At 45.7% G+C, this 23,239-nt stretch carries 21 protein-coding genes; 5 read left to right on the top strand and 16 right to left on the bottom strand.

The annotated features are described in order from the left end of the window. The 6 genes from MKX50_RS03650 to MKX50_RS03625 form a co-directional block, all read right to left on the bottom strand. Nucleotides 1–1,812: a sensor histidine kinase gene (locus MKX50_RS03650; protein WP_339158445.1), complete on the bottom strand. Its 1,812-nt coding sequence runs from the start codon at nucleotides 1,810–1,812 to the stop codon at nucleotides 1–3. Between the two features lie 144 nt (nucleotides 1,813–1,956). Then, on the bottom strand, nucleotides 1,957–3,234 hold the full coding sequence (locus MKX50_RS03645; RefSeq protein ID WP_339158444.1) for an ABC transporter substrate-binding protein: 1,278 nt from the start codon (nucleotides 3,232–3,234) through the stop codon (nucleotides 1,957–1,959). Nucleotides 3,235–3,276: 42 nt separating this feature from the next. Further along, complete coding sequence (locus MKX50_RS03640) at nucleotides 3,277–4,113, bottom strand: carbohydrate ABC transporter permease (RefSeq protein ID WP_339158443.1); 837 nt, start codon at nucleotides 4,111–4,113, stop codon at nucleotides 3,277–3,279. Then, nucleotides 4,113–4,994, bottom strand: coding sequence for a sugar ABC transporter permease (locus MKX50_RS03635; RefSeq protein ID WP_213595117.1), 882 nt, complete (start codon nucleotides 4,992–4,994; stop codon nucleotides 4,113–4,115). Before MKX50_RS03635 ends, MKX50_RS03640 begins: the two co-directional genes overlap by 1 nt. Nucleotides 4,995–5,086: 92 nt before the next feature. Then, entirely contained in the window at nucleotides 5,087–6,280 is a 1,194-nt protein-coding gene (locus MKX50_RS03630) for an MFS transporter (protein WP_213595118.1), read from the bottom strand. 52 nt (nucleotides 6,281–6,332) lie between these two features. Further along, nucleotides 6,333–6,749 carry a MarR family transcriptional regulator gene (locus MKX50_RS03625; protein ID WP_213595119.1) on the bottom strand — a complete coding sequence of 139 codons (417 nt, stop codon included), beginning with the start codon at nucleotides 6,747–6,749 and terminating at the stop codon, nucleotides 6,333–6,335. A 144-nt stretch (nucleotides 6,750–6,893) separates the two neighbouring features. Here MKX50_RS03625 and MKX50_RS03620 point away from each other — a divergent pair, with 144 nt between their 5' ends. The 4 genes from MKX50_RS03620 (at nucleotide 6,894) to MKX50_RS03605 (ending at nucleotide 9,708) form a co-directional block, all read left to right on the top strand. Beyond that, nucleotides 6,894–7,052 (top strand): asparagine synthase, encoded by a 159-nt coding sequence (locus MKX50_RS03620; protein WP_213595121.1) that lies wholly within the window; start codon nucleotides 6,894–6,896, stop codon nucleotides 7,050–7,052. Between the two features lie 169 nt (nucleotides 7,053–7,221). Then, nucleotides 7,222–7,452: a DUF2642 domain-containing protein gene (locus MKX50_RS03615; protein ID WP_230873867.1), complete on the top strand. Its 231-nt coding sequence runs from the start codon at nucleotides 7,222–7,224 to the stop codon at nucleotides 7,450–7,452. A gap of 164 nt (nucleotides 7,453–7,616) precedes the next feature. After that, the gene (locus tag MKX50_RS03610) at nucleotides 7,617–7,946 is read left to right on the top strand and encodes a metalloregulator ArsR/SmtB family transcription factor (protein WP_155611822.1); all 330 of its coding nucleotides are present in this window, start codon (nucleotides 7,617–7,619) and stop codon (nucleotides 7,944–7,946) included. A gap of 25 nt (nucleotides 7,947–7,971) precedes the next feature. Then, entirely contained in the window at nucleotides 7,972–9,708 is a 1,737-nt protein-coding gene (locus MKX50_RS03605; protein ID WP_339158442.1) for a SulP family inorganic anion transporter, read from the top strand. A 129-nt stretch (nucleotides 9,709–9,837) separates the two neighbouring features. Here the strand turns inward: MKX50_RS03605 and MKX50_RS03600 are convergent, their stop codons facing one another. The 3 genes from MKX50_RS03600 to MKX50_RS03590 all read right to left on the bottom strand — a co-directional run bounded on the left by MKX50_RS03600 (nucleotide 9,838) and on the right by MKX50_RS03590 (nucleotide 12,981). Then, the gene (locus MKX50_RS03600) at nucleotides 9,838–11,139 is read right to left on the bottom strand and encodes an ABC transporter substrate-binding protein (protein WP_213595125.1); all 1,302 of its coding nucleotides are present in this window, start codon (nucleotides 11,137–11,139) and stop codon (nucleotides 9,838–9,840) included. Nucleotides 11,140–11,266: 127 nt separating this feature from the next. After that, complete coding sequence (locus tag MKX50_RS03595; protein ID WP_213595127.1) at nucleotides 11,267–12,100, bottom strand: carbohydrate ABC transporter permease; 834 nt, start codon at nucleotides 12,098–12,100, stop codon at nucleotides 11,267–11,269. After that, entirely contained in the window at nucleotides 12,100–12,981 is an 882-nt protein-coding gene (locus MKX50_RS03590; protein WP_213595129.1) for a sugar ABC transporter permease, read from the bottom strand. Before MKX50_RS03590 ends, MKX50_RS03595 begins: the two co-directional genes overlap by 1 nt. A 187-nt stretch (nucleotides 12,982–13,168) precedes the next feature. Here MKX50_RS03590 and MKX50_RS03585 point away from each other — a divergent pair, with 187 nt between their 5' ends. Then, complete coding sequence (locus MKX50_RS03585) at nucleotides 13,169–14,755, top strand: response regulator (RefSeq protein ID WP_339158441.1); 1,587 nt, start codon at nucleotides 13,169–13,171, stop codon at nucleotides 14,753–14,755. A gap of 102 nt (nucleotides 14,756–14,857) precedes the next feature. On the opposite strand, the gene pgmB is transcribed toward MKX50_RS03585, so the two are convergent. The 7 genes from pgmB to MKX50_RS03550 form a co-directional block, all read right to left on the bottom strand. After that, complete coding sequence (pgmB, locus tag MKX50_RS03580; RefSeq protein ID WP_213595133.1) at nucleotides 14,858–15,499, bottom strand: beta-phosphoglucomutase; 642 nt, start codon at nucleotides 15,497–15,499, stop codon at nucleotides 14,858–14,860. 43 nt (nucleotides 15,500–15,542) lie between these two features. Then, the gene (locus MKX50_RS03575; RefSeq protein WP_213595135.1) at nucleotides 15,543–16,166 is read right to left on the bottom strand and encodes a YitT family protein; all 624 of its coding nucleotides are present in this window, start codon (nucleotides 16,164–16,166) and stop codon (nucleotides 15,543–15,545) included. Nucleotides 16,167–16,190: 24 nt separating this feature from the next. Then, a complete protein-coding gene (locus MKX50_RS03570) occupies nucleotides 16,191–17,906 on the bottom strand; it encodes a glycoside hydrolase family 3 N-terminal domain-containing protein (RefSeq protein WP_244996887.1) in 1,716 nt (571 codons plus the stop codon). Nucleotides 17,907–18,157: 251 nt separating this feature from the next. After that, a complete protein-coding gene (locus MKX50_RS03565) occupies nucleotides 18,158–19,975 on the bottom strand; it encodes a sensor histidine kinase (protein WP_213595139.1) in 1,818 nt (605 codons plus the stop codon). 212 nt (nucleotides 19,976–20,187) lie between these two features. After that, nucleotides 20,188–20,946 (bottom strand): SDR family oxidoreductase, encoded by a 759-nt coding sequence (locus tag MKX50_RS03560; RefSeq protein WP_339158440.1) that lies wholly within the window; start codon nucleotides 20,944–20,946, stop codon nucleotides 20,188–20,190. A gap of 58 nt (nucleotides 20,947–21,004) precedes the next feature. Beyond that, complete coding sequence (locus MKX50_RS03555) at nucleotides 21,005–22,657, bottom strand: DUF4179 domain-containing protein (RefSeq protein ID WP_339158439.1); 1,653 nt, start codon at nucleotides 22,655–22,657, stop codon at nucleotides 21,005–21,007. Further along, nucleotides 22,630–23,172 carry an RNA polymerase sigma factor gene (locus tag MKX50_RS03550; RefSeq protein WP_213595145.1) on the bottom strand — a complete coding sequence of 181 codons (543 nt, stop codon included), beginning with the start codon at nucleotides 23,170–23,172 and terminating at the stop codon, nucleotides 22,630–22,632. Before MKX50_RS03550 ends, MKX50_RS03555 begins: the two co-directional genes overlap by 28 nt. Between the last annotated feature and the right edge of the window lie 67 nt (nucleotides 23,173–23,239).

Below are 23,239 nucleotides of genomic sequence, written 5' to 3'. Positions count from 1 at the left end.
TTATTTGATCCTCGGCACAACTAAATATACGCAGGTGCCGGCATTCTTTGTGCTGCGAACCCGGATTCCAAAATCCTGCCCGAAGTTCAGCTTAATCCGGTGATTGATATTATAAAGTCCGATATTGCCGTTTTTCTCATCCGGCTTGTCCAGCTGCCGTCTCAGCCGTTTGAGCTCATCTGCATCCATCCCTTTGCCGCTGTCAGAAATGGCGATAAGCAGACCTCTTCTCACTGTAGTGACGCTGATGCGGATCGCACCCTCCCGCCGATCCTCACCGAATCCATGCCGGATACAGTTCTCCACGACAGGCTGCAGCAGCAGCTTGGGTATTCTGCACGGCAATACGCGCTGATCCGGAATGTACTCGTCGACCTGCAAGCGGTCATCGTATTTTTTATTCATAATATAAAGATAATTCCGTACGTGCTCCAGCTCCGTTCTAAGCTCCACCAGCTCACCCGACTGTCTCATCGAATAACGGAACATGTGGCTTAAGGAAAGCACGATATGATTAGAGGATTCGATGTTACCGCATACAATTTCCGTCTGCAGCAGCTGCAGCGTATTGAACAGAAAATGAGGATTGATCTGGGCCTGCAGCGCCTTCAGTTCTTCTTCTTTCAGCGCGATCTGAGTCAAATAGTTTTGCTGAATGAGCAGGTCGATCCGGTCCATAAGCTCTTTGAATTTCATGCCGATCTGATTGATTTCGTGATACTGGTAGTTTTTATCGCGAATGTACAGCATGTCGTCGGTCCCGATTTTGTCCAGCGTCTTCAGCAGGCCCTGCATCGGCCGGGAAATGCGGAAGGTGACCGCCAGGCTGATCAGCACATTTAGAATCAGGCACAGGTAAAGAATTCGCGCCAGGTTCGACTTTAGCGGAGCGGATTGGCTCGTGATTTCACTCATCGGCACGGCGGAGATCATCATCCAGCCTTCAACCGCTGTCGGCTGATAAATAATCAAATGCTCCTCCCCGTACAATGGTGTGCGGAAATTGCCCGACTTCTGTTCGTAGATCTCATCGATTCCAGCAATATCCATGATTTGGCCGATTTCTTCGTTGTTCTGGTGAACGATGATTCTCCTGTTCTCGTCGATCAGAAAGATGCTCCCTCTGTTCTGATAGTTGTTGCGCTCGAACATGCTGTTTACTTTCTGCAAGTCCAGGTTGGCAATAACCGAGCCGATGACCTCGCGGCGAAAGCCTTTGACCTGCATCGCTACAGACAAGGTGGGTCGTCCATATCGAGAAATGTCCGAGCTTAAATAATAATCCTGATGATGAATGCCCAGGCTAAAAAAATAATCTCCCTGCCGGGGCTGAAAGGATTCCTGTGCCCACGGCTGCGCCCCGAAGGAATATTCCCACCAAAGCGAGCTCCGCCCGTTCAAATTGTTGACATACCCGTTTTTCCCCAGAATAAGAACATCGCTGATTAACGACTGATACGTATTGATGCTCTGCGTAATTTCGGAAATATTTCGTTCATGCTGCAGCAAATAGGCCATGTCAGGCACTTCAGCATGCCGCATGATTGCGCCGACGGATTGATTGCTTGCCAGCACCAGCAGCGAACGCTTCGTCTCCTCCAGGTTGAAGCTTAAGCCTTGAGCGGCCTGCTCCATCACCTTGTTGCTTGAACGGATCACCTCTTCCGTAATCATCCGGGTCGAATCGCGAATGGACAACATCCCAAGCAGCACGAGCAGCAGAAGGTTGCCGAGCAAATAGTATACGAGGAACGTCCGATAAATCGTTTTTTGCAGCATGAAACGGCGTAAAAATCGCAGTATTCTGTTCATACATAGCTCCCTCAATAGCTGATCATTCTCCCTATTCATCCTAATGCATTGTAGCAAAAGAACAAAGCAGATGAATAGACTCCCCTCATTTTTGCCCAAAAAAAAGAAGCATTGATAGATTGCCATCAACGCTTCTGAGCCTGCCTATTCCACGCTTAAATTGTCCCAGTTCTGCTGGAACTGCTCGTACATCTCGGGTTTTGTGATTTTGCCGCCGATGTAGGCCTGAATGCTGCTGGCGAATTCGCCCGACATGCCATTCGGGAACCGGAACCAGTTCCAGGTCAGCGCTTGGCCTGCATCGGTGTATTTCAGCACCTCGATGCCGAGGGCCCCGAGATCCTCTTCTGTGCCTTCGATGCTGTCAAAGGCCGGAATGAACTGAAATTCCTCGGTGATATACCTCCTGCCTGTCTCGGAGGAAACGAGCCAATTGAGGAAGGTCTTCGCTTCCTCTTTAACAGGAGAATTCTTGTTGATGACCCAGTTGTTAGGCACCCCGACGAACAGTACATCATTATCCTCGGCCGTATCGTCGATCGGCATGGGCAGTATGCCCAAGTCGAGATTCGGATTGATCCCGTCGATCTGCCCTTGCGTCCAGTTGCCCTGCTGCATCATCGCGGCCTGGCCGCTGGCAAACAGGGTCACCTGGGTGTTGTAATCTGTGGTGAGCGGGTTTGGATTGCTGTATTCCAGCGTCAGCTCCAAAAGATCCGACCACTGCTGTACGACCGGGTCAGCCGCGAACTTCGCCGACCCTTCGTTTAACTGCTGGATGAATGCTGCAGGGTCTTGCTGATAGGCAAATGCGGCATTAATGTTATGGTTGCCAAGCACGAACGACTCCTGATACCCGTTGGAAAACGGGATAATCCCTGCGGCCTCCAGCTTCTCCGCCGCCTCCCGCAGACCGCTGAGCGTAACCGGACGCTCGGTAATGCCGGCCTGGCGGAACAGCTCCTTGTTATAGATAAAACCGTAGCCTTCCAGGTTCATCGGCTGCCCGTACAATTTGCCGTCCTTGGTCATTGGCTCTTTGGCCAGCTCCTTGACATCCTTCACCCAGGGCTGGTCGGACAGATCCTCCAGATATTCCTCCCACATTTCCATTTCGCGGTATCCGCCGATGTTGAAAATATCGGGCTCTTCCCCGGAGGCGAACTTCGACCTTAGTGTTGCTCCGTAATCACTGCCGCCGCCCACCGTCTGGATTTCCAGTTTAATGTCCGGATGCTCCTGCTCGAACTCCTTCTGCAGCCTTTCCAGCGCCTCGGCGATTTCCACCTTGAATTGGAAAATATGCAGCACCTTGCGTCCGTTTTGCATTTCGGCTTCCTTCCGGCTGCCGCAGCCTGCTGCAAGCAATGCAGTCAACAGAAGCAGCAGGGCCAGCCTGCCGATGTTCCTTCCTGCTCTCATATCCGCTCAACCTCCCGTCCATCGATCCTAATCATCGTGTAGTCATCCTTTGACCGAGCCCTGCGCAATACCGTCGATGATATACCTCTGCATAAAGAGAAAGAAAATCACGATCGGCGTAATGCCCAATACGAGCGCTGGCAAGGCCAGGTCCCACTGCTTCGTGAACTGTCCGAAAAATGCGAAGGTTTCGATCGGAATCGTAAACAGCTCCGGCTTCTGTAGAATTAGCGAAGGCATCAGGTAGTCGTTCCAAATCCACAGCGTATTGAGAATAACGACGGTTACCGCTATCGGCTGCATTAGCGGCAGGACGATCCGGAAGAAGATGCCATAAGGCGAGCAGCCGTCCACTCGGCCGGCTTCCTCGATATCGAGCGGAACCGACTTCACGAATCCGTGGAGCAGAAATACTGTGAGCGGCGCGCCAAACCCAAGGTAACAGAGGATCAGCCCGGTTCGCGAATTCATAATGCCGAGCACGCTCGTCACTTTGACAAGCGGAATCATGATCGCCTGGAACGGAATGAGCATCGCCGCCACAAACGCCATGTACAGTATGCGGTTAAACCAGGTTGGCCTGCGGGCCATCCGGTAAGCGGCCATCGCGCACATCAGCACGAGCAGCAGATTGCTAAGCACGGTAATGAGCAGCGAGTTCCCGAAGGCTTTGGGAAAAGATGTCTTCTCCCACGCTCCAGCGTAATTCTCCCATTGGAACGCCGACGGCCAGCCGGCCGCATCCGTCAGAATCTCCCCAAAGCTCTTGAGCGAGTTGACCAGCAGAAAATAAAACGGAACAAGGAACAGCAGACCGCCGAAAATGATCAGCAGCTCGACCAGCACGATTTTTCCGTTATACCGTTTCGCTGTCTCCATCACATCTCCACCTCCTTGCGCTTTGTGGCCCATACTTGAAGCATGGAAATGACCGCCACAATAAGGAAGAACAGGATCGCTTTTGCCGAGCCCATACCGAACCGGCTGATGTTAAAGGCTTCATTGTAAATGTTCAGCGCGACGGATTCCGTTGATTTGAACGGCCCGCCTTTGGTCAGGGACAAATTGAGATCGAAGAGCTTGAACGACCAGGATATCGCCAGGAACAGGCAGACCGTCACTGCGGGCATAATCAGCGGCACGATGATTTTGCCGAGCACCTGCCGTTTGCCAGCGCCGTCCACCTGCGCCGCCTCCATGAGGTTTTTCGGCACGTTGTTCATCGCAGAGATGTAAATAACCATCAAATATCCGGCATTCTGCCAAACAAATACAATAATAATCGCCCAGAACGAGGTGGATTCTGTGCCCAGCCACGGCAGCTGAAAGAAGCTCAGCCCGGTCCATTCACCGATCGAACTAAAGCCCCGCACAAAAATAAACTGCCAGATAAAACCGAGCAGCAAGCCGCCGATGACATGGGGCATAAAGAACACGGTACGCATCACGTTCCGCGTTCGGAAAGGCTTCGTCAGCAAATAAGCGAGGATGAATGCTGTAACATTCGTTAGAAGGACGCTAAACAGCGTAAATTTCGCGGTAAAGACAAACGAATTGCGGAAAGCGAGATCTCGCGTGAATATGTGCAGATAATTGCTCACACCGACAAGGTCGGCCTGGCGCGAAATCCCGTTCCAGCTCGTCAATGAATAATACAGGCCGAGCACAAAAGGCGCAGCCACGATCAAGATGAAGAATACCGTCGATGGTCCGACGAAGATGATCTGCTGCAGCAATTGGGACGCTTTCTTGCGCATCAAACGCTCCCTCCCTTGATACGGTATTGACCTCTTTTTACCCTATAAGCCAAAGCTTTGAATCTGGGAGGCTGCTATTCTGGTGCTGCGCGCACCTATGCGGATGTCTCGCCCGCCTGCTCTTTGCCCTGTCTCCGGTGATGCAGCGCATAGTACAGCAAGGTGGTGAAAGCGACCACCATCGCACCGACGAAATACATCGTGCCGTAGCTGGTCATCGCGGCTACCACGCCAAGGACATAGGAACCCACGCCATAGCCTGCGTCAAAAAAGACAAAGTAGGTGCTCGTAGCCAGCCCGCTGCGCTGGATCGGCGCCGACTTGATCGCAACCGCCTGAAAGCTGGGCAGCAAAGCGCCGTACCCGAGACCGATTACGCCGCCAGCCGCAAGGAAGGCAAAGGTGCTATCGGCCTGACTGAGCCAGATCATGCCGACAACGAAGAAGAGCAGGCCCGGATATACCAGCACATGCTCGCCTCTACGGTCGAACAATCTCCCGGTGAATGGCCGGGAAATGAGAATAAGGGCGGCGAAGACGATGAAGAAGTAGCTGGCGAACGGCTCCATCCCCAGGCTTTTGGCATAAACCGAAATGAACGTAGAAATCGCGCCATAGGAGAAAGCGAGCATAAAGCCGGAAATGGAAATCGGAATCGCCTTCGTCTCGATGAAGTTGCTCCAATGCCAGGATGAGGCAGCGCCAGACTTCTTAGGTTCCGGCTCGCCAGGGATTTGCAGCAGCAGGCCGCAGGCCAAAGATAGTGCCGAGAATATAAGACACATGATGAATAGCACGGGGAAACTAAAGTGGGTAATGATGGTTAAGCCAAGGAACGGCCCGAAAACCATTGCCAGACTCATGAAGAGCGTAAAATAACCGATCCCTTCGCCTTTGCGCTTCTCTGGAATGAGCTTAATTGCAATCGCCGAGGTGGTCGTCGCCGCAACGCCGAAGGCCGCCCCGTGAATGACGCGCAGGACGAGCAGCGGCGCAAAGCCGTGCACAATCAAATATAAGGCGCTGCAGACCGCAAACAGAATGAGTGAAACATTCATGATTTTGCGGTTGTCCAGCTCATTCAGCCACTTGCCGGCTAACGGGCGGAAGATGACGGCCGCGATAACGAACACTGTTGTTACGAGGCCGATTCCCTTCTGGCTGCCATGCAGCGATTCCAGCACAAAGGTCGGCAGCGTTACCGCCAAAATATAAAAGGTCATAAACACAAAAAAACTGCTGAAGCAAATCAGCAAGAAGTTCTTGTTCCATAAGCTGGTTTCTCTCAAATCGTATTCCTGCTTTCTATGTTGAATTTGGGGGATAGACGCTTCGCAGGGTCTATAGACGTTCATTTATTTTTTGAAAAATCTGGCGCAGCAGCGCAAGCTCTTCTACGGTCAAATCCTTTAAGTACGACTGCGTAAACTCTGCCTCGATCGGCAGAAGCTTCTCACTTAAGCTTCTGCCGCTCTCTGTGACATGGATCAGATAGGATCGCCGATCCTCCTTGTTGGCTCCTCTGCGTATGAATTCCTTCCTCTCCAGTTGGTCAAGAATACGAGTGACGTTGGTTGGGTCTTTCTCGGTGCGCCGGGACAGCTCTGCTTGCGTGATGCCTTCTTCCTCCGTCAGTGTCTGCAGCACGCCCCACTGCTCGGATGTGATGCCAAATTCATGGAATCTCTGGGTTAAATGCTGGGTGATTTTTCGTCCGGTGTTCGTAATGATATAGCCAAGGGAATCCTTGATCCGCAACGCTGAACGCCTCCTCGCGCGATTTATTATATGTATAACAATTATAGATATAGCAACTATCTATTGTCAATCCTATGCATAATTTGCATTTGGACGAATCAGAATAACCTTGTCTTTCCAACTGAATCCAAAGGAGTGTTATGCATGCGTGAAGGTTTGATTCCTACTGTTCTTGGAGCCGTAGTATCCGCTTCAGCCGTCTCACTGCTTCGGAGCAAGTATAAGCTTGCCGCCACCGGCGCTCTTGGCTTTGGCCTGGCCCATATCGTGCTCGGAGCCATCGACCTCGTCGAGCATCGGTAGCTGATCAGGAAAGATTGCCCGGGGAGTAAACCTTCCCGGGTTTTACTTTTCGCTCCTTCGGTGGGCTAGCGCCCATACGGCGAACTAGTCATTCGCATAGAATGCCGTATCATTTGAAATGGGAGTGAATCACTTGAATCATTATTATCCAATGCATCACCATCATCACATGTCTCATCATGGAGGCCATGGCCATCATCCTCTGGCAGTAACTCTGGTCGACCCGTGCGTGGTCGATGCGCTAAGAGCCAATGTCGGCAACTATGTGGTGCTGGAGACGACTCGCGGAGGAATCGACGGCTGTATCGCCGACGTCAAGCCGGATCATGTGGTGTTGGATGCACGCGGCAAGAAATTTTTGGTTCGCATCTGCGAAATCGTCTGGATCATGCCTAAATAACGCTGGAGATAAAGGGATACTAGGAAAGCTGCGGCCTTCGCAGCTTTCTTTGTTTTGTACATACGTCATTTACAAACGGCGTTTGTCATGCTATCATGAGCTTTGATTCAAATATTCAAAATTTCAGATATATGAATATATGAAACCAAGGAGATTTTTTCGTTATGGACAAAGGCATACAGCAATTCAAGGCCGATTTTTTCAAAGCGCTTGCTCATCCGATGAGAATCCGCATCTTGGAAATATTAAGCCAAGGAGAACGCAATGTGAACGAGCTTCAGACGATGCTGGAATCGGAGGGCTCGGCGGTATCCCAGCAATTAGCCGTGCTTCGCGCCAAGAACCTGGTCAATACCGTCAAGGAAGGCACAACCGTGATTTACTCGCTTCGTGATCCATTGATCAGCGACCTGCTCGCGGTAGCCAGACAAATTTTCAACAACCATTTAGTAGAATCCATATCTCTGCTGGAGGATATCAATAAACAAATTTAACGATTAGAAAAGAAGGTTATACAAAATGAAATGGGTAGGACGATTTAGTGGTTACTCTGCACAAGCGTTCCGCAAGGATTTAGTGTCGGGCTGTATCGTCGGGATTGTCGCCATTCCTTTAGGGATGGCTTTTGCCATTGCTTCGGGAGTAAAACCCGAGTATGGGCTGTACACAACGATCATAGCGGGGATTCTAATCTCTCTGCTCGGCGGATCTAAATTCCAAATCGGCGGACCGACCGGAGCGTTTATTCCGGTTCTGCTGGCGGTCGTCATGCAGTACGGGTACGAAAACCTGCTGGTCGCCGGATTTCTGGCGGGCGTATTCCTTGTGCTGATGGGGCTCCTTCGGCTGGGATCGCTGATCAGGTTTATTCCGAAGCCGGTCACCATCGGGTTTACCTCCGGGATTGCGGTCATTATTTTCAGCGGACAAATCGCTAACTTTCTTGGACTTGAGGGAGTGGAGCGCCATGAGTATTTTTTCTATAACATGAAAGAAATATTCCTGCGGATATCCTCTTTGAACCTGTACAGCGTGCTGATTGCCGGCATATGCTTGGCTGCTCTTATTCTAACTCCTAAAATTTTGCCCAAGGTGCCTGGATCTCTCGTGGGCATCATTGTTTCCACTTTGATTGCCGCCTGGCTGTTCCCCGGCAAGTTAACGACAATTGGTGCAGCCTACGGGCCTATTCCTGCAGGACTGCCGAGCTTCGCTCCGCTCGATTTCACCTGGGATCGCATCCTCCTGATGCTGCAGCCCGCTTTGATCATAGCTATGCTGGGGAGCATTGAGTCGCTCTTATCCGCCGTCGTCGCCGACGAAATGACTGGAACCCGCCATAACAGCAACCGGGAATTAATCGGGCAAGGGGTAGCCAATATGGCGGCGCCGCTATTCGGAGGCATCCCTGCTACTGGCGCAATTGCCCGGACAGCAACGAATATCAAGAACGGTGCGGCTTCCCCGCTATCCGGGGTCATTCACGGCATCGTCGTTCTGCTGATCGTTGTCTTGTTCGCGCCTTACGCTTCCAGCATTCCGCTGGCCAGCATGGCTCCTATATTAATGGTCGTAGCCTGGAACATGAGCGAATACAAGAACTTTACCCATATGCTCAAAATGCGGACAGGGGATTCGCTGATCCTGCTCGTTACTTTTGTGCTCACCGTATTTACAACCTTGACAGTCGCTGTTCAAGCCGGATTGGCCCTGGCGGTCATACTATTCTTGAAACGGATGAGCGGTATGGTTGCGGTTAATAAAATGCTGCCTGACCACACCTCGGGCAAAGAGAAGGTGCAGGCTCATATGGTATCCGAAGAGCGGAATTGTCCGCAGCTCGGCATTTATACGATTGAAGGAACGCTTTTCTTCGGGGCCACCCATGTCCTGGAGAAATTGGAGGAGAAGCTGCTCGGTGACCCCGACCTGCAGGTTGTGCTGCTGCGTATGGGTAGAGTCCCCTTCATGGACACCACGGGGGAGGCCAATTTTATCAGCCTGATTCAGCGTCTGATGCAGCGCGGCGTCATCGTTCTCATTTCCGGCATCAAGCCTCAGCCCAAAGAGCTGCTTCTCAAAACCGGCGGTTATGCGATGATTGGCGAGAAACGATTTTTTGAGCACACGGGAGAAGCCCTAAACTATGCCTTGGAAAATCTGCAATTCCAAAAATGCCTTGGCTGCAAGCAGTTCGCATTCAGGGAGTGCACCGGGCTTAGCAGCACTGGCAGCCTGCGTCAGCATATTTCGTAGGTCTTGGGTCAATAATTGTAAACAAAGCCTCCCTTGGCTCCGACTTTGGAGTCTTAAGGGAGACTTTATCAGCTCATCGACTATAATAAGATACTAAGATACAAGTACACTTTTAAATGTTGAACATGGCTATTTAAATTTATCCCAAGCACTCTTCAGCTCAATCAACAGCTGATCCCGATCAAGATAACCAGAAGAATATTTTTGCATAGCTGAGCCAAACTCTGGAACTACGCCAACCGGGTATCTTGGCCAATGCCAACCATATGTCTTGCCTTCCATTACGTAAGACTGTACCGCTGCCGCTAGATCACCAATGATTTCAGAATCAGCCTCAATGTTATTGAATGCAGGAATGAATTTGAACTCATCCGTAATATAACGTTGTCCAGTCTCCGAGGTGACCAACCAATTTAAAAACTCTTTCGCTTGATCCTTGACTTCGGAATTTTTATTAACAACCCAGAAGTTGGGTACACCGACATAAATATGATCATTCAGCTTAACATCGTCATTAATCGGTACAGGCATAATACCCAAGTTCATCTTATCATTTAAATTGTTAAGCATCGGCTGGATCCAGTTCCCATTAAATATGATAGCTGCATCCCCACTTGAAAATAACGTAACCTGTGTATTGTAATCGGTGGTCATTGGATTTTGAACGGAATGATTTAATTCCAGATCAATCAGATCTAACCAGTCTCTAAAAATAGGGTTATCTACGAAATTCATTGTTCCATCATTGATTTCCCGGATAAACTGCACCGGATCCCCTTGCATTGCAAACGGTACATTGACGCCAAAGCGTCCCGGAATAATACCTTGATAGGATGTAGCAAAAGCCTTGATTCCTGACTCCTCGAGCTTCTGAATTACTGCCTTTAACTCCGTGATTGTGTTAGGAATTTCTTTAATACCGGCTTGTTCAAATAAATCCTTATTATATATAAAGCCGTAGCCTTCCAAGTTCATAGGCATTCCATACAGAAGGCCATCTTTCGTAATTGGCTCCCGGGCAATTTCCACAACATTTTGTGCCCATGGCTCATTTGATAAATCCTCTAGATGGTCGATCCAGGTTTCCATTTCGGTATAACCCGTATTTACAAATATATCCGGCATTTCATTACCTGCAAATCTACCTTTAAGTGCAGAAGCATAGTCAGTACCTATCACTGTATCAATCTGTAATTTGACACCTGGATGTTCTTGCTCATAATCTTGCTTTAACTCGTTTAATTGATCCACAATTTCTGTCTTGGCATTAAATATTTTGAGTGTAATATTCTCCTTGTTATTTCCTCCGCTACTATCACCGCTCACACCATTTGCACCCTTATTGCCGGCACTGCTGTTGTTTTGAGAACAACCAGCAATAACCACGAGTACTAATAACATCAGCATAAGAGTACTTTTTATGCGCTTCATATTTCTACCCCCTATAGTATATATGTGACTACGCCTTTATTATCATCGTTTGCCAAATAGGTTGTACACCGAAAATACTGAGCAAACAAGTGGATTATTTTGAGCAGCCCTAAACATTCCTTCGATATTAACCTTTTACAGCGCCAGCAGTTACACCCTCAATGATGTGTCGTTGGAGAAAAAAGAAGAACACGATTGCTGGTGTAATACTCATTACTAAGGCGGCCAATGCCAGATCCCATTGCTTCGTATACTCGCTGAACAAAGAGTTAATTGCCAGTTGAATGGTTCGCAACTCAGGCTTAAGCAGTATGAGCTGTGCCAACAAAAACTCATTCCAAAACCAAAGGGTGTTCAGCAGAACAACTGTAACTGTCATTGGTTTTAATAGCGGGAATACAATGCTCCAATATACACGATAAGGTGAGCATCCATCAATAATCGCCGACTCTTCTATTTCATACGGTATGGATTTTACAAATCCATGGAACAAGAACGTCGAGAACGCAATACCCAGCCCAATATAGCTTACCACTAGTCCCGGAATGCTATTGATAATCCCAAGTACATTCAATATTTTAACGAGTGGGAGCATGATCGCCTGAATGGGGATCACCATCGCCGCTACGAATAGCGAAAACATCATATTATTGAATTTACTTGGTTTCCGAACCATCCGGTAGGCACACATTGATGCAATAGTAGTCAAGCCTACTGTACTAACTATTGTAATTATTAAGGAATTGGTTATAGCTAATGGTAAATTCAGTATATCCCAAGCACGTTGATAGTTTGCAAATCTCCAGATTTCTGGAATCGAGGCCGTGTTCTTAAGCAGCTCCGGCATCGACTTGAATGAATTAACCAGCACAAAATAAAATGGAATCAAAAAGAATAAAGCTAGAAGGATGACAACCACTTCAACTAAATGAAGCTTATTCCTGGACATAAAAGTGCTCATCACATGCGAATCTCCCTTCTTTTAGTCAGGTATACTTGAATAACTGTTATTAGGGCTACCGCTATAAAAAATATAAATGCTTTGGCTGTTCCGAGACCGTATCGGTTATTCGCAAAGGCTTCTATATAAATATTCATAGATACAGATTCAGTTGATCTAAATGGCCCGCCATTCGTTAAAGAATAGTTCAAATCATACATCTTATACGTATGATTTATCGTCCAGAAAAGACAAACAGTAATAGAGGACATAATCATGGGAAGGATGACATGACGCAGCATCTGCCTGCGCTTTGCCCCATCAACATATGCGGCTTCTTTTAAATCTTCCGGTACATTTGATAGTCCTGCAATGTAAATGACCATTACGTAACCCGTTCCTTGCCATACACTTACAATGACCAGACCCCAGAATGCAGTTGCTTCCGTACCAAGCCATGCCAAATTAAACAAGAAGAAATCAGAATGAGCCCCCAGTGTAGTAAAGCCCCTCACAAATATAAATTGCCAGATAAAGCCTAGCAGTAATCCACCCAATACGTTTGGCATGAAAAAAACGGATCTGAGCATATTACGCGTTTTTAACTTTTGAACAAGCATATAAGCAATAAAAAAACCCAGTAAATTAGTTAATATAACAATGGTTACTGTAATTTTCGTCGTAAACCAGAACGAATTGGCAAAATCCTTGTCCTCCATAAAGATCTTTTTAAAATTGTCAAACCACACCCAGTTAATGTTCGGTGAAACTCCATTCCAATCCGTCATGGAATAATAAAGTCCAAGCAAAAATGGAGCTATAATAACCAAACTAAAGATGAGCACAGCTGGTCCTATAAAAACAAGCTGTTGCATCCATTTTGAATCTTTCCCGACATGCATATGCTTTCCCCCTTCTCATTTTTAGCGGATAATGTCGATCCTTATCACTAGTTTAAAGACCGACCACCCATACTCCCACTCAGGAAACAGACGAAGATGGTGGATTTTATTGAGTCAAACAGTGCAGGAAATGGTGCATGAAGGAAAAAAGTCTTCTATAATCATATTAAAGAACACGGAGGACATCATGAAACTATTGATCATAGACGACGAGAAGCATGTACGAAAATCAATTCGATTGTTGGTGGATTGGGATTCCTTAAATATCAATACAATCGAGGAATCTCAAAATGGAGAAGAAGCGATCGAAATACTTAAATCAGGAGAGCCTGACATCATAATTCTGGATATGATGATGCCTTTAAAAAATGGTATGGAGCTAATGGATTGGATGAAGCTTCACCAGATCCAATCCAACATTATTGTGCTTAGCGGCTTTGATGACTTTAATTTTGTTAGGCACACACTGCAGCATGGGGCTATTGATTACTTGTTAAAGCCTATAAATCCACAGCACCTGGAAGATGCATTAAAGAAAGCTATAGACAAGCGTAATGAGTCTCGAAAAATGAAAGCTGAACACCAGGAACTGGTTACAGTCGTTAATGAATTAAAGCCAGTCTATCTCGATAAATTACTTTCAAATTTATTGCTGTTTCCAGACACAGTAATCAATAATACTATGAATAATGATTTTTTAGAGCTGTGCCACACTGGTACATGCCAAGTCACTGTCACGAATATCGATTTAGTAAGCAACAAAGAGAAGACCGCTGCTAGTGTCATTGAGCTGTGTAATCAATATTTATGGGAGCGTAAAAAAGGCTACGTGTTTAGAAACATCATTCATCCTGATGAAATAGTCATCTTACATTGGAATGATTTTACGGATATAGATTTTATTTTATCCAAAATTAACCAATTGCTGTGGGATATATCAGGTGATCAGCTCGAATTTGGCCTTGGTTCGCCAACAGCTTTCCCTGCAAATTTATCAACTTCCTACAAGGAAGCTATAAACTCACTAAAGCATTGCAATTTACTTATGTCATCTTCGTCCCGAATTCATTCTGGTAAAACTTCCTTTAGCACACAATTTAGCTCCCTTGGTTTCGGTGAATATAAAGAGGGGTTACGGCTCGCAGTGCGCAGTGGGAACACAGGACAAATACGAGCCGCTGTTCAGAAATGGATTGATCATTTATATACAAAGGATCATATTACTTTTATGCAATATAAGTGGTGGGTTGAGGAATACCAATTAGCCAAACAGATGTGGATCGAAGAATTCACAAATAATTATATTGAGGAATTAGAGCCGGATCAGAAGCGTGATTACCTTCCATTTCCACTTGATCAAAACAGAAAATTTTCTCTACAGCAACTACAGGAGCATATTATAGATGATCTTATAGTTTGTTCCATAAAAATAATAAAATATCAAATGAATAGTAATAATGTCATTCACGAAATATCAAACTATATCAGAAAGAACTACCAGGATGTCTCGCTATCGGATATAGCTAATCAATTTCATTTGAATCGGGAGCACATTTCGCGCAGATTCAAACAGGAATTTGGAATTACAATTGTTAATTATGTAAGTCAAATCCGTATAGATAAAGCTAAAGTGCTGTTATTGAACCCTCACTTGAAAATTGCTGAAGTTGGCAGTGCTGTAGGCTATGATGATGAAAAATATTTTAGCCGAGTATTTAAAAAGCTTACTGGACTATCGCCTACAGATTACCGTAACAACGAATCTACGCAATAATGGATTGAACATATAAAAAGAGGAGCGAATCTGCAGCCACATCGCTGCAGATTTTTGCTCCTCTTCTTTAACTTTTATATGGATTGTGAATACCCAGTACTTTTAAAATAGCGGGAGCTCTACCTCCAACATATTGGTAAATATAAAATCAGCTTCGCATAATATTTCCTCACTACCTATGCCAACTGTTTTCATCCCTGCTGCCTTAGCTGCCGCAATCCCAGCCTGTGAATCTTCAAATACTACACACTTATCCGACGTAATATTTAGTAAATTCGCGCACTTCACAAACACTTCTGGATCAGGTTTGGCATTTTGCACCATATTCCCATCAACAATTACATCAAAAGCCTCAATAATCCCTGTCCGGGTTAGAATGGCTTTCGCATTTTTACTGGCCGAGCCTATCGCGGTTAGTACTCCTTGGGACTTCAATTTATGAATATATTCCTCTGCTCCCGCCAGCAAGCCCGATTTATCCATGTTATGAATATACTCTCTGTACCAGTTATTCTTTTTCTCTGCCAGTTCAAGCTTCACTTCTGCACCTAGAGACACGCCCCCAATTTCCAGAATAATATCCAGGCACTTCATTCGGTTTACGCCCTTTAATCGTTCGTTGTCTTCTTCAGTAAATGTAATGTTGAGCGTATCAGCCAAACGTTTCCATGCAAAATAATGATACTTGGCCGTATCGACCAAGACTCCGTCTAAATCAAAAATTGCTGCTTTAAATATCGACATCGCCAACCGCCTTTTTAATTCTTATTCAAAATTACAATTATCTTTACAAAAGTGCATTATTCCCCCGGGAGCTTGGTTGGGCCGAATTTAGCAGTTTAAGAATGGTTTCGACAATTGTGCCTGTTAATAGTACTCCTAGAACAGTTCCAATTCCCAAGCTTCCCCCCATTAAAAATCCTGTCCCAGCAAGCACACTGTCAATTCCCAGCTTGGCCCACTTCAAATTAATGTTTAGCTTTTTATACACGATCATCATTATGGCATCGACGGCACCAGCCCCCATCCCCGCCCTTATATATATTGCCAAGCCGCTTCCAACACAAAGAATGCCCATTAGAAGCACAATAAAGGATATTATAATATTCTGCGGGGAAGGAATATTGAGCCGCAGCAATAAATCTATGAAAAAGCCAACCAAAAGAGCATGCATAATCGTACCGATTCCCAGCCTCGACCGATCAATAAAAAATACAACCAGAACTAACAACATAAGAAAAATCTGTAGTGCGCTCCCAATTGAGACGCCCAAAGTCTTAGATAATCCTTCGCAAAATACGGTAAAAGAATCTACTCCCAATCCAGATTTCAGATACATTACAACCCCCATAGCCAATATCATTAGCCCGAAAGTTATACTAACCATTTTCGATAATACTTTGATAATCATCTCAATAGTACCTTCGTTTCTCGTCTATAGTCTTGTATCCCAAAGTCCGCAGAATGGATCTACCGGGTTAATTCCCTTAAACTCTGACTTTCCTGTTAACTTTTCTACCAAAGCCTCGGCTACATATGTGTTAGAACTGTAGGCATTGATATAAGCGGAAACCATAGGCACGTCCAGAAGATGATACGGGTTTGATGTAGAGATAAAAATAACGGGGATATCCCTTGCGTATTTTGGAGCGTCTTCACCCAAAAAGTCAGACCATGTAATTCTGACGCTCGTTTGGTTGCTGGCCACACGCATATTGGCATAATAAAGAACGAGGTCATATTTCTCCCCCAGCTCTTTGATGCTAATATTGCCTCTCAAGCCGCCCGGCATGCTTTCTGCATTAAAATCGTCGACATGAAATCCAGCCTCTTCAAGCCTGGTTTTAAATCTCAATGCTTCAGGTGTAAAACCGGCATCATCCGTTGGTTCATTAGTGACAACACAAAGAAGAACTTTTTTACAGCGTTCAGGGGATATCGGAATTAATCCCTCTGTGTTCTTCACTAACGTTATTGCCTGATCAGCACACTCTTTAGCCCATTGTATATGCTCGTCACATTTCAATATACTTAAGGCGCTCTCATCAGGGACGAGTGTATTGCTCGCTTGCTTTTCATGTAATTTGAGCGAGGCTTTCAGCGCCAGAATGCGAGTAACCGCCTCGTCTAATCTTTCTGTGCTGAGAATACCTCTCTCAATCCCTTTAAACATGTAATCAACATCTTCTTTATGATTGATCGTAAATAAAAACATATCGCAGCCAGCAGCAATCGTTGTGGGAACAGCATCTTCACGTTTCATAGCTACAGTGAATCCCGCCATTTGCGTAGCATCACTAACAATTAGTCCGTTAAACCCTAGTTGCTCTCTTAACAGCTTATTATTAAGTTCACTGGACAGGGATGCCGGCATAATATCTTTATTCTGAATTTCCGGATTTAATTTCCTGGAATAGGCCGGAAGCTTGATATGAGAAGCCATCAGCGTATTAGCTCCAGCGTCAATCATCCCCTTATACACTTTACCAAAGGTGTCATCCCATTCCTGAACGGACATTGAATTTACGCTGGCCAGAAGATGCTGATCCCTGAAATCAACGCCGTCTCCTGGCCAATGCTTGATGGATACGGCCATCTCATTTTCATAAGCAGCTTTCATATATCCCTTAGCCATCTTTAATATCCTGTCAGGATCTGAGCCAAATGTGCGAACATTAGTAATCGGATTATTATAATTTATATCAATATCAATAATCGGTTCGAACGTCCAATTAATCCCGACAGCAGCGCCCTCTCGACAAGCTACGAGCCCTAGCTTATATCCACATTCCTCATCATCGGTCGCCGCCACCTGCATTGGTGAGCCGTAATAAGTTCCGTCCTTAAGCCCGCCATTGCCTCCACTGCCGCCACGTTCCAAATTACCTGCAATCAACATCGGTATTTTTGATTTCTGCTGCAAGTATCTGATTGAACTTTGAATGTTTTTTCCCGAATCCGGTCTGAACATAATACCACCGGGCTGAATCGTCTCGAATAAACTGTCGATATCCATTCCAGGCTTGTCCCATACAATTTCACAAAACAATTGCCCGACCTTCTCTTCAAGACTCATTCCTGCAAGTGTGTCTTGTACCCAATTCACACCGTCATCGTTTAAATAAAATGGTTTTCCTTTAAGATCAATCACCAAAATCAGCCCCCATCTTATAGTTTTAGGTATCACTGGTGTCACTCAAAGGCCATCTCATTCGCATAATCTTTTCTTTACAGTTAAACTCCTGGAATATTTCCAGGAGTTTAGCCAGTTGATTTGAATATTTATGAATTTGATTACTAAATTTGAGCTATTTATAGACTTGTCAGATATGCGGTGAAATGACTTTGATATGACCAGTATAAAACCTAAGATCAGGGAGCTACACTGATTTATCTGAGTGTTTAGGTGGACGATTTTGTGCTCTCTTCCTCATCGTTCGACCATAACGGAATGAGAATAGTGACCTTTAATCCCCCATTTTCTAAGTTGTTCAACTCCAGCCCTGCCTGGTTACCATGGTATAGCCGCAGTCTGTTTAATACATTCATTAGACCTATATGCTCTGCTCTATCGATTGCACTATTTTGAATTCGCGATAATTCATGACGTAGCTGGTTCAACCTCTCCTCTGGGATACCGCCCCCGTTATCTTCCACAACGATGATAAGAACCTCTTCATTCAAATAAGTATGAATTGTAATATGACCTGCCTGAGCGGAGCTATGCTTCCCATGCTTAAAGTAGTTCTCCACAATGGGCTGTACAATCATCTTTGGAACCGTTATATTTTTCGTGTCATTATCTATATGCATATCAAAATGCAAATCATCTTCAAATCGCTGCTTCTGCAGCACTAAATAGTAGTTAACATACTCCATTTCCTTCGCTAAGGGCACTGTAGTTTCTTTAGAATTCATACTGTAATGCATGATTTGCCCCATCGACATTAATAACATATATACCTTCGGAACATTATATTCTAAAGCGAGAGCACCTATCGATTGCAATGAATTATACATAAAATGAGGATTAATTTGTGATTGCAATATTTTCAACTCATTGGTTTTATTGGCTAAACTCAATTTATATCCCCTAAGGATTAAGTCATTGATGGTTTGCATCATCGACTTAAATCTTCTTGCCAAGCTGCCAATCTCATCCATCCGATTAATAGAGATTGTCTCCTCCAACTTACCAGCCTGTATGGCGTTGCTCCAACGAATAAGCTCCTTAATCGGTTTTGTAAAACGATCAGAAACCACGACGATGGCCACTAAAGCTATGACAAGAAATATAATTGCCACCCATGAATTGATAAGTCCTAATTGACGAGCGTTAGCATATAAAGAAACGTCTGGCACCCTTTTAACGATCGTCCAATCCACCATGGATGATTCCAGTTTGGAGAATATCGTAATTCCTGAAAACTCGGCAGTTTTCAGTTCTAGACTCCCTAACGTTTCGGTCGACATTGCGATATTTTGCGCCCATGCTTCGGTCAAAATCTCCCCGACTTTTGAATCCCCAGACGTGTAAACAACTCTTCCTTCCTTATCCAAAATATACAATTCCTCTTTTTTGCTATCAAATAATCTAGCTACTAAATTCTCAACAATATCAAGCTTTACATCTACGGAGATTATTCCGATCCGTTCTGTAGATGGAATCATATAAAGAGGCCGATGGATAGTAAAGACCATTTTACTGTCAGCAGAAGTAACTGGCTTCAACTCAAAATTATGACTTTCGTGCGTAGATTCTACATATGCAACATACGGAGTAATCTGTTCATCCAATATAGGAGGGTGATTAGTGAATCCTTTTGTATAAGTATCCTTATAGAGTAAATATGAACGGTTATTGCTGTCCACACTCAAATAAACCTGATGAATCCCTTCTGCTGACCGGGATACCAACTGCATGGCAGTCATAATATAAGATTCACTTTGATTGTCCGTCCAGCCCCGATTTAAAATATTCTCCAATGTTGCGTTAGAATATAGTGTGAAGGTCGAGTTTTCAATCGTATCCAAATAGTTTAATAAATTCTCTCTGCCTTCGGAAATTAACTTTTTATTAATATCGATGGCCTGATTTTTTAGCGAATTTTTAGTATAAACATACGTAATGATATTAGAGGTAGCTACGGGCACCACGACAGAAAATAATAACAGCAATATTAATTTATTTCTAATGCTCGACTGGATAAAACGCATCATAAATTAGCACCTCGGGTGTGTGATATAACTTTTGAAATAGCTTACTATATAAAACAAGCAAGACTCAATTCAATTTTTTGAGTGAACGAACTTCCTCTAATTGAATCAACTTGAATATAGACACAAAAAAGCACGCCCCGAAAAATTTCCGAAGTCGTGCTGCGTGAACGTTTTCTTTGCAAACGTGTATTATCTTAGGGAACCCACTTCACTCAATAAGCTGTCCAGCCTGCGTCAGCCGAAACCACCGTCCCGTTTACGAAGCTGGAATCCTCAGAAGCAAGAAACAAGGCTATCTTGGCAATTTCCTCGGCTTTTCCCGTACGCGGATTAATGGCCATACCGAGCTGCTGCCTTGAAGCTCCAAATTGGTTTATGCCCGTCATCGAAGCGCCGATATTTGTTTCTACTCCACCCGGAGCAATCGCGTTGCAGCGAATCCCTTGCATTGCGTACATGAAGCCCGTATTTTTGGTAAACCCGATGACCGCATGCTTGGAGGCCGTATACGCTACCCCTGCCCGCGCTCCCTGCAGCCCGCCAACCGAAGCCACGTTGACGATGACTCCCTTCTGCTTCTCAAGGAAAACCGGCAGCACCTTACGAGTCGTGCGCATGACGCTAGTTGTGTTTACGGCAAAAATCCGGTCCCACTGCTCGTCTGTTACATCGCCTGCGGGCTCCATATTGTCCATAATTCCCGCATTATTAACCAGTACATCGACCGTTCCATAGGTTTTGACCGTGGTATCGACCAGATTTTGAATATCCTCTTCCACAGCAACATTCGTTTTAATCGCAAAAGCAGTTCCGTCCTGTGAAGTAATTTCTTCGACCGTAGCGTTTGCCCCATCTAAATTCAAATCAGACACAGCCACTTTCGCGCCCTCTTTCGCAAATAGCAACGCGATTTGTTTTCCCATCCCCGATGCTGCCCCGGTTACGATCGCTACTTGATTCTGAAGCTTCACCTTCATCCCTCCCGAATGTTCATCCCCTGTTAGATTGCGACTATAGCTGCTGCAATATTCATGATTTCGTTTCGATTAATGGTATTTCTATGTCACGGGCCGAATCAAAATATCGATAAAATCCCGGATTTAGCTCCAAAGTTTCCGATATATTCAGATTTTCGTAGCGTTCAACTTTTGTGCCCGAACTGTTCGGTCCGGAAGGAGCCATTTTAGGGTAGACGTCTTCCCCAGCTACACGCAGCATCGTCTGGCTGATCCCTTTAAAATGCGGATCATCCGATTCCGATTCCACAACAAGGTCTTTGCCATCCATATAGTATGTGAATTTTACATAGAAGTCCTCGACCTTCATCTCCACATACTGCTTTTCTTTGTTAGGCTGATGAAGTTCAACCCAATTTTTGGATTTATCACGTTTTGTAACGACCGGATCCTTAAGAATCAATTTAAGCGAAGCATCTGACCAATCTTTATACCACTCCGGGGAACTGAATTGGTAAACATGCTGATAATTGTTCGGCCCATCTCCTAGAAGGTAAAAGACGCCCTCAATCTCTTTGCCGTCTACCTCAAGCCGAACCGTGTCATACCAAACAGAGCCCTCCTTCATGCGTTCCATCGACTGGTCTTCCAGGTAGGCGATTCTGATTTCCAGCGGTGTAATTATCAGCTTCTGCAAGGCTTTTCCCGTTATGTGCTCAAACTCAGCGTTATTGAGGAGCTTGCGGGACAAAAGGACCTCCGCCGCCTTCTTGCCATCCGCTTCAAAATCAATTTGCCAGCTGCCCTTGACTCGGCTTACCTCGCGCAGATAGCTGAAATCGAACTCCGCTTCTGTCCATTCCTGCTCAGAAAGCTCAAACTCCTGCTGGATCAGTAATCCAGAACCTTCATGCGGAAGAATCGTCCGTACGCCCTGGTCAGTTCCTCCCTTGTTTGTTTTTAGAATCAGATGTGGATCCCAGTGCTCCGCGTTCGCTTCAGTAGTCTTAACATTATAGCGGACAATGAATTGTCCCTTCGATCGCTGCACTGATTCGATGTCGAGACTTGGATAGCGGCTGGTGTCCGTAAGAATTGTCTGTCCCGTCTGAGGGATGGATTTTAGAGGAACCTCTGCATATTGATAAAAGACGAGGTTCTCAGCAGATAACACATATTGTTTTCGTCCTTTTAGCTCATTCGGCGCTTCATAAATGCCAAGCAGCTTGCCGCTTTGTTCATCATATTGGAGATAGCCCTGCAGCAGCACACTTTTCCCGGAAGCGTCAGTAATTTTAATATGTTCAAATTCAATAGCATCGAATACCGTACCAGTTGGATCTGGATCCATCGAAACAAGAAGCTTCATTTTTTTATCGTCCGCCACGACGCCATGAAGTCCCATGGTTACCCCTTCGCTAAGCGCCTGCTTGTCATATTGCTGGCCATACCCCTGGTTTAAAGCTGCCGTTATGCTTTTCCCGCCGCTTAAACCGTCCCAATTGAGCGCCACGCTTGCAAACACGGGCACCCCGATGATCAGAAAACAACTAGCCATGACGGCTGCAGAAATCCATCGCTTCCTTGATCTCCCCAAGCTATTCGGCGTTTGCTCCAGTTTACGCTTGCTAGCTTCCTGCTCGATCACCGTCCACATCGCATCGTAATTCGGCCGCGGTTCTTCCTGCAAATACTGCTTTATTTGGCGTTCACGGAATTGCTCCATTCCAAATCCTCTCCTTTTTTCTTTTGCTTTTCAATCGGCCCCAGCTTGTTTCGCAGCAATCCCAATCCTCGATTGAGTCTGGATTTGACGGTTCCTTCCGGGATCTCGATCACCTTGGAGATTTCCGGGACCGTCAGCTCATTGGCAAAACGCAGAATGACGACGATTCGGATTTTATCCGGCAGACTGCTGATCAGCCCATGAAAGGCTGTCCTTGTTTCCCGGTGATCATAGCTCTCTTCGACGGGATTGGAGATTTGCGGACGGGAGAGAATATATGCTAGCGTTTCTTTGGTCCAGCCTTTCCTGCGTCTTCTTAGCAGGCTGTTGCACTCGTTTGCGGCTATTCTGAGGAGCCATGGCCTGAGCTCGCGAATTTGCGACCTGTCGGCAAGGATCGCTTTCACGAAAACCTCCTGGCAAACATCCTCAGCATCTCCGCGATTTTGCAGCATGTAGTAGCAGAGACGATACACTTGTTCCTTGAAAGCCTCAAACAGCTCGCGGTCATTCACCTTCACACACCTCCTTGCTTCGCTTTCGATAACTATGACTGTTATGAAACCCAAATCGTTCATTTTA

It is taken from the genome of Paenibacillus sp. FSL W8-0186, assembly GCF_037969765.1.
Lineage (GTDB): Bacteria > Bacillota > Bacilli > Paenibacillales > Paenibacillaceae > Fontibacillus > Fontibacillus woosongensis.
Note: the sequence above shows the minus strand (reverse complement) of the source record. Positions and strands in the feature narration are given on the sequence as shown.